The organism is Massilia sp. CT11-108, from assembly GCF_047302915.1.
GTDB lineage: Bacteria > Pseudomonadota > Gammaproteobacteria > Burkholderiales > Burkholderiaceae_D > Telluria > Telluria orientalis.
The window spans coordinates 1-6,144 of record NZ_JBKYMO010000349.1 but is presented as its reverse complement, the minus strand read 5'-3'; the positions used below and the strand labels follow the sequence as shown (position 1 = coordinate 6,144).

Below are 6,144 nucleotides of genomic sequence, written 5' to 3'. Positions count from 1 at the left end.
GGGCTACCGCAAGCTGGACGCGGCGCTTCCCGTGTATGGGCCCGCGGAGGCGGCGCACCAACACATCAGCGACATCTACGCGGCCTGGTTCGCCCGCTGCTTCGGCGTGGACGTGCCGCCGGCCGCGCGCATGCCGCGGCTGGACATCCCCGAGCGCTGGGTCCGCAGGGCGCACGCGCAGTTCGCGGTCTGGGGCTGCACGGTCGGCAAACCGGTCGTGGTGGTGGACGCATTTTGGAAATCGCCCGCCCGCCCGTGGCCCCTGGAACGCGTGGCCGCGCTGGCACGCGCGCTGAAGAACCGGCTCGCGTGGCGCGGCGTCACCGTCGTCGTCAACGTGGTGCCGGAAGCGCAGGAGGAAGCGCGCCGGCTGTTCGAAGGGCGGCCCGACCCCGACCTCGCGCATGTGCGGCTGTTTTGCGCGGACGAGCACTTCTTCCAGCTGCCCGCCGTGCTGCGGCTGTGCAGCCTCGTCATCTCCGTGGAGACGGCCGTGATGCACCTGGCGAATGCGGTCGGCGTGCCGGTCATCGCGCTGATGCGCCGCAATCACCCGGAGTGGGCGCCGATCGACCGGGCCCGCAGCACCGTGCTCATGGTGCCGGAACAGGACGACTGGGTCACGCGCATCGGCGTGGACGAGGTGCTGGCCGCCGTGGACGGCCGGGATTGAAGCAAAGCCTCAAGACGCGTCGGCCCCGGGGACCGGTTCCTCGAACGACAGGCGGTTGTGCGACGGATCGCGGATCGTCATCTCGCGGGTCCCCCACGGCATCGTCTGGACGTGCGGGCGCGAATACTTGAACGATTTCGCGAGCAGCGTGGCCTGGTAGCCGTCGAGGTCGCGCACGGCGATGCGGATCGACGCGCCCGGGCTGCCGTCGCCGTAGTGCTCGGACAGGTGCAGCACGCAGTCGCCCAGCGACACCTGCATGTAGACGGGGAAGTCGCCGCCTTCGAAGCGGTGCTCCCAGTCGATCTTGAAGCCGAGGAAGTCGATATAGAACTCGCGCGCCTTTGCTTCGTCGAAGATGCGCAGGATGGGAGTGACGCGGGACAGGGTGTACATGGAACCTCCTTGCACGATTCAGGCGCTGCCGTCCTGGCCGGCCTCCGCGAGACGCTTGCGGTGCGCCGCGCCAAGGGTCAGGTGGAGCATGACGGCCACGCCGGCGAAGCCGACGCCCGCGAGCCAGTCGGCGGTCGCGCCCGAGCGCACCGCGTCCACGATGCGCGCGGCGGCGAGGAACAGCATGCAGGCCGGTGACAGGAAGCGTGCGTTACGTGCGAAAAAGGACATGGCGCGGCGGGATGGCAGTAAAACGGAAAGAATACCAGATCGCCGCGCCCTGAAGCTCGCACTTTTTCACACCCCGTGCTTCAGTACTTGTAGTTCAGCCCCAGCACGAACGAGCGGCCCGAATGCACGTACAGCAGCGTGTCGTTGCGCTGCGTGTCGCGGCCGTAGCGCAGCGGCGTGTCGTTCAGGTTCTGGCCCTCCAGCGACACGCGCAGTTGCGGCGTGATGTTGTACGAGAGGCTCATGTCGATGTTGGTGGAGCCGTCGACCATCGTGTAGTCGTGGCCCGCCACGTCGCCCAGCACGGCATAGATATAGCTGGAGCGGTGCGCCGCCGACACGCGCGCGCTGAACTTCGCGTCCTCGTAGTACAGCGTGAGGTTGTGGGTGCGCGGCGACAGGCCCGTGAAGTCCGCGACCTGCGTCAGCTGCTCGTTCGCCGGCGTGGCCGGGTTGTCCACGCGGGTGATGTACGTGATGCGCGACTTCACGCGCGTCGCGTTGGCAAGCAGGCCGAAATTGCTCCAGAAGCCGGGCAGGAAGCTGAACGGCGCCTGCAGGTTGAATTCCCAGCCTTTCAGCGGGCCGCCGGCCGTGTTGACCTTGCGGCTCACGTTGACTTCCGTCGTGGGCAGGGTCTGGCAGATCGGAGCGCCCGTCAGCGAGCAGCCGTTCAGGATCAGGAGTTCGTTCGGCAGTCCGAGCGTGTTGTACGGCACGCGCTCGTTGACGCTCTGGATGAAGCTCTTGATGTCCTTGCGGAAGTGCCCGAGCGAGACCATCGCGTTCTTCGCGTAATACCACTCGGCCTGCAGGTCGTAGGTGTTGGCGCGGATCGGGTCCAGGTTCGGGTTGCCGATCGAGACCGACTGCGAGATCGGCGATACGGTCGCATTCGGCGCGAGGTCCGTGTACTCGGGCCGCGACAACGTCTTGCCGGCCGAGAAGCGCAGGAACACGTCCTTCGGCAGCTGCGCCGTCAGGTTGAAGGCGGGCAGCCAGTCGCGGTATTTCTTCGTGCCCGTGTTCGGCTGCAGCTGGCCCTGCACGTTGATCATCGCCGTGGACGTCGCCGTCGTCTCCGCGCCGCGCACGCCGGCATTGCCGCGCCACGTCACGCCGAACAGGTCGTAATTGAAGTCGACCATGCCGTACAGCGCATTGATCTTTTCTTCCACGCGGCGGTTGGTCTGCGCGAGGTAGTTGTATTGCGATCCCGGCACGGCATCGCAGTGGCACTCGGTATTGACGACGCCGAGGAACTTCTGCAGGTCGACGGCCGCCCACGACCCCGGCACGCCGGTGCCGCCCAGGCCCGAGCCGAAGCCGCTGATCTGGCGCGAGATGTCGGCCATCGACACGCCGGCCGGCAGCGCGACCGCATTCGCGCTGTTGCCGATCTCGTAGTTGGTCCAGATGTTCTTGCGGGCCGAGATGCCGAAGTGGCTCGTCACGTGGTCGTTGATCTCCCAGTGCACGTTGGCGGCCTGGGTCTGCAGCTTGTTGGTCGTGTCCAGGTAGCGGCCCACGAACATGCCGCGCACGTTGCCGGCGGCATCCTGCGGGGCGAACTGGAAGTTGGCCGGATTGCTCACGTCGATGCCGAAGTTGAGCGTCGGGACGTTGCGGTTGTCGCGGAAGTCCCACGAGAAGCCGTTCACGTTCGGCGCGTCGAACTGCACGGTGGCGCGCATCGGCTCGTTCAGGTTCGAGTTCGAGTTACCGGCCATGAAGTCGGCCTTCACCGTATCGCTGAACCTGTGGCTGCCGGACAGGACGTGCTGGCGGAACTTGGTCGTGTACACGTCCAGCAGGCCTTCGGTGCGCACGTCCACGCCGTTGAACTTGCCGTAGTCCCAGCTGCCGCTCTGGTCGAAATGCGCGTCCAGGATCGACGTCTGCGGCTTGCCGTTCGAACCGAGGTTGCGGCCGAACGAGATCGCCTCGATGTAGTTGTCGTAGCGTTTATTGGCGAACTTGCCGTACATGAGGTCCAGATTCAGTTCGCTGTCCGCATTGCGCCACTGGTAGGAGTTGGTGATCCCCGTGCGCTCGTAATCGGTCTGCGAGCGGCGGTAGCGCGGGATGCGCGGTGCGAACGCGCCCGAGCCGGCGGCCGGGTTCGCGACCGTGCCGCCGTAATTGTCCTTGCGGCCCATGACGCTGTTGTACGCGGCAGGATCGGTCGCGCGCGGCATGCCGGTGCCGCACGTCGTCGCGGTGATGCCCTTGACGGCATCGTTGCCCGGGACCTGCGGCGACACGCCGACGGGCGAGCAGAAGCCGCCGTCGTTGCTGGCGCTGAGCAGTTCCACGGCCTCGTAGCCTTCTTCCGTCGCGCGCCGCTTCGAGTACGCGGCCGAGAGCAGGGCGCCGACCTTGCCGTAGCCCGTGTCCCAGCGGTCCGACACCAGCGCCGTCACGCGCGGCTGCGTCTTGCCGGAGAGGGAGTTGTGGCTTTCCTGGCCGCCGATGCTGAACGTGCGGCCCTTGAAATCGAACGGCCGCGCCGTGCGCAGGTCGACGGTGGCGCCCAGCGAGCCTTCCTCGATGTCCGCTTCCGACGTCTTGCGCACTTCCAGGCTGTTGAACAGCTCCGACGCGAACACGGAGAAGTCGAAGCCGCGGCCGCGGTTCGTGCTGCCGTTGATGTCCGAGGCGCCCGTCGCCGCCACGCCCTCGATGCCGTTGATGCGCACGCGCGTGAAGCCCGCGTTCAGGCCGCGCACGGTGATCTGCTTGCCTTCGCCGCCGTCGCCGCGCGCCAGCGCCACGCCGGGCACGCGCTGCAGCGATTCCGCGAGGTTCGCGTCGGGGAACTTGGCGATGTCCTCGGCCTTGATCACGTCGATGATGCCGTCGCTGTTCTTCTTCGTGTTCAGCGCCCTGTTCAGGCTCGCGCGAAAGCCCGTCACGACCACGACGCTGTCGGACGATTTGCCGTCGGCAGCGGTCGTGGCGACAGGCGCCGCATCGGCCGCCGCCGCCGTCTCCTGGCCGTGTGCATGCAGCGAAGCGAGCATCGCCAGGACGCCGATACTGATGCGGCTGCGGGGTGAAAGAGGATGAATGTTCCGAGGGGTTGCGGTGAAACGCATCGTTGTAGTCTCCATGTCGTTATCGATGACTCGTGCGGTCATATTGACGGGGGCATGGTAGCGCCAAGCATGCTTGAGCGAACCGTCGGTCCGGTACGATCGCGGTAATAATCACGTTGTTGAGCGCTTGCATGGCGAATCGACAACGGTGCCCGCGCAGGCGGCACAATATGCGCTCACAAGGTGCGCGGTGCACCATCAAAGGAGACGTTCAGTGCCCAGTTCCCTCTCACGGCGCGCGCTGCTGCGCGCCGGCGTTGCCGTGCCCGTGCTGGCCGGCTGCCAGGCCTTCATGCCGGGATCCGCCGGCACGCTGCCCAGGTCCGAAGTCCGCGTCGACGCGCCGTTCACGATGCCCGCCATCGCCGTGCCCGATTTCTCGGGCGCGCCCCGCTTCGACATCGTGACGTATGGGGCAGTGCGCGGCGACCAGGCCGCGACCGGCACCGCGCTCGCGCGCGCCATCGCGGCGGCGCATGCGGCCGGCGGCGGTGTCGTCGTCGTCCCGGCGGGGACGTGGCCGACCGGCCCGATCCACCTGAAGAGCCACGTCGCGCTGCACGTGGAGGACGGCGCGACACTCCTCTTTTCGCCCGACCCGCGCGACTACCTGCCGGCCGTGTCCACGAGCTGGGAGGGACTCGAATGCATGAACTATTCGCCGCTCGTGTACGCATACGGGTGCGAGAACGTGGCGGTCACGGGCCGCGGCACCTTGCGCGCGCGGCTCGACGTGTGGAAGCAATGGTATGCGCGGCCGCGGGCGCACATGGATGCGCTGGTCGCGTTGTACAACATGGCGTGCCGCGACGGCGTGCCCGTGGAACGGCGCGACATGACGGCGGGCCAGGCCAACCTGCGTCCGCACTTCATCCAGTTCAACCGGTGCCGCCACGTGCTCGTGGAAGACATCCACATCGTCGACAGCCCGTTCTGGGTGCTGCATCCCTACCTCTGCCGCGACGTCGTGATCCGCCGGGTCGACATCGCGGCGCACGGCCACAACAACGACGGCGTCGATCCGGAGATGAGCCGGAACGTGCTGATCGACCAGTGCACGTTCGACCAGGGCGACGACGCCGTGTCCGTGAAGTCCGGGCGCGACCGCGACGCGTGGCGCCTCGGCGTCCCGTCGCGCAATATCGTCATGCGCCGCTGCCGCATCAAGAATGGCCACCAGCTGATGGCGATCGGCAGCGAGCTGTCGGGCGGCGTGGAGAACGTGTTCGTCGACGACTGCCACTTCGATCACGCGGATTCCTCCGTGCCCAGCACCATCAACAACCTGCTGTACGTGAAGACGAACGAACGGCGCGGCGGCTTTGTCCGCAACATCCACATGACGAACGTGAGCGCCACCCGCATCAAGGGCGGCGTGCTTGCCGTCGAGACGGATGTGCTGTACCAATGGAAGACGCTCGTGCCCACGCTCGAGCGCCGCCTCACGCCGATCGAAGGCCTGTTCGTGTCCGGCATCCGCGTCGAGGATGCGGGCTTCGTCTGCCGCGTGAAGGGCGAGGCGGAACTGCCGGTGCGCGACATACGCTTGCGCGACGTGGCGGTGCGCACGGTGCGCGGGACGCCGGTCGTCACCGAGCACGTGCAAGGCTTCGACAACCGCGCGGACGTGCGGGCATGAGCGGCCGCCGTTTGTGCGCGGCGCTCGCCGCCGCCATCCCGGACGATGGCCGCATCCTCGTACCTGTCCTGCAGGCCCGTCAGCGCACGCGGCGCCGGCGCGTTATC

Annotated in this window: 5 protein-coding genes; 2 read left to right on the top strand and 3 right to left on the bottom strand. The window is 67.3% G+C overall.

The features are described from left to right. Nucleotides 1–673 (top strand): glycosyltransferase family 9 protein (locus ACEN88_RS22455; RefSeq protein WP_413343175.1); only part of this gene is annotated, 673 nt, incomplete at its 5' end. Nucleotides 674–682: 9 nt separating this feature from the next. Here the strand turns inward: ACEN88_RS22455 and ACEN88_RS22450 are convergent. From ACEN88_RS22450 to ACEN88_RS22440, 3 genes are all read right to left on the bottom strand, one after another. Next, nucleotides 683–1,069: a glyoxalase superfamily protein gene (locus ACEN88_RS22450; protein ID WP_413343173.1), complete on the bottom strand. Its 387-nt coding sequence runs from the start codon at nt 1,067–1,069 to the stop codon at nt 683–685. Between the two features lie 18 nt (nt 1,070–1,087). Beyond that, entirely contained in the window at nt 1,088–1,300 is a 213-nt protein-coding gene (locus ACEN88_RS22445; protein WP_413343171.1) for a hypothetical protein, read from the bottom strand. Nucleotides 1,301–1,380: 80 nt separating this feature from the next. Further along, nucleotides 1,381–4,323, bottom strand: coding sequence for a TonB-dependent receptor (locus tag ACEN88_RS22440; RefSeq protein ID WP_413343169.1), 2,943 nt, complete (start codon nt 4,321–4,323; stop codon nt 1,381–1,383). Between the two features lie 289 nt (nt 4,324–4,612). Between ACEN88_RS22440 and ACEN88_RS22435 the strand changes: the two genes are divergently transcribed. After that, on the top strand, nt 4,613–6,037 hold the full coding sequence (locus tag ACEN88_RS22435) for a glycoside hydrolase family 28 protein (protein WP_413343168.1): 1,425 nt from the start codon (nt 4,613–4,615) through the stop codon (nt 6,035–6,037). The last annotated feature ends 107 nt before the right edge of the window (nt 6,038–6,144 follow it).

What these genes read in the sequence shown, in the direction of transcription:
- ACEN88_RS22445 (WP_413343171.1), bottom strand. Translation starts at nt 1,300, where the DNA reads ATGTCCTTTTTCGCACGTAACGCACGCTTCCTGTCACCGGCCTGCATG.
- ACEN88_RS22440 (WP_413343169.1), bottom strand. Translation starts at nt 4,323, where the DNA reads ATGCTCGCTTCGCTGCATGCACACGGCCAGGAGACGGCGGCGGCGGCC.
- ACEN88_RS22450 (WP_413343173.1), bottom strand. Translation starts at nt 1,069, where the DNA reads ATGTACACCCTGTCCCGCGTCACTCCCATCCTGCGCATCTTCGACGAA.